This is a genomic window from Peptoniphilus ovalis (assembly GCF_018919265.1).
Taxonomy (GTDB): Bacteria; Bacillota; Clostridia; order Tissierellales; family Peptoniphilaceae; genus Peptoniphilus_A; species Peptoniphilus_A ovalis.
In genome coordinates this window covers 1-713 of record NZ_JAHLQO010000013.1, presented here as the reverse complement: position 1 = coordinate 713, position 713 = coordinate 1, and the positions used below count along the sequence as shown (strand labels likewise).

The 713-nt window shown below is 42.8% G+C and carries 1 tRNA gene and 2 rRNA genes; all 3 read left to right on the top strand.

Annotation, left to right across the window (positions count from 1 at the left end):
* A 16S ribosomal RNA gene (locus KQI68_RS10265) occupies positions 1-81 on the top strand; the annotation flags it as partial.
* A gap of 38 nt (positions 82-119) precedes the next feature.
* Positions 120-195 (top strand) — tRNA-Ala (locus KQI68_RS10260).
* A 123-nt stretch (positions 196-318) separates the two neighbouring features.
* A 23S ribosomal RNA gene (locus tag KQI68_RS10255) occupies positions 319-713 on the top strand; the annotation flags it as partial.

The window sequence follows — 713 nt, the reverse complement described above, 5'->3', positions numbered from 1 at the left end:
CAGTCGAAGGTAGGATAAGTGACTGGGGTGAAGTCGTAACAAGGTAGCCGTATCGGAAGGTGCGGCTGGATCACCTCCTTTCTAAGGAAAAAGATCTTCACACTATATTAATTATATATGGGGGTATAGCTCAGTTGGGAGAGCGCCTGCCTTGCAAGCAGGAGGTCAGGAGTTCGAATCTCCTTATCTCCACCAAGATACACATAAGTGTATTGACCTTCTTGAAAAAGAAGAGAACCATAACAACTTAAAAACTAATCAAAATTTCTTAATAAAAACAATGAACTGGAAATAAACAAGAACATGTTTATTAACAAAGGTCAAGTTAAAAAGAGCACTAGGTGAATGCCTAGGCACCAAGAGGCGAAGAAGGACGTGACAAGCTGCGAAAAGCTACGGTAAGGAGCAAATATCTTATGACCCGTAGATATCCCAATGGGGAAACCCACCTCAATAGAGGTATCCTATAGCCAATTCATAACTATAGGAAGCGAACCAGGTGAACTGAAACATCTAAGTAACCTGAGGAAAAGAAAGAAAACTCGATTCCCTAAGTAGCGGCGAGCGAACGGGGAAGAGCCCGAAAGTGAAGACGGGGAAAATATCTAGCCGAATAATCTGGGAAGAGTAACCAAAGAAGGTAACAGTCCTGTAGGCGAAAGAGAAGATACCTATCACGAAAGAGTACCACGGAACACGAGAAATTCTGTGGG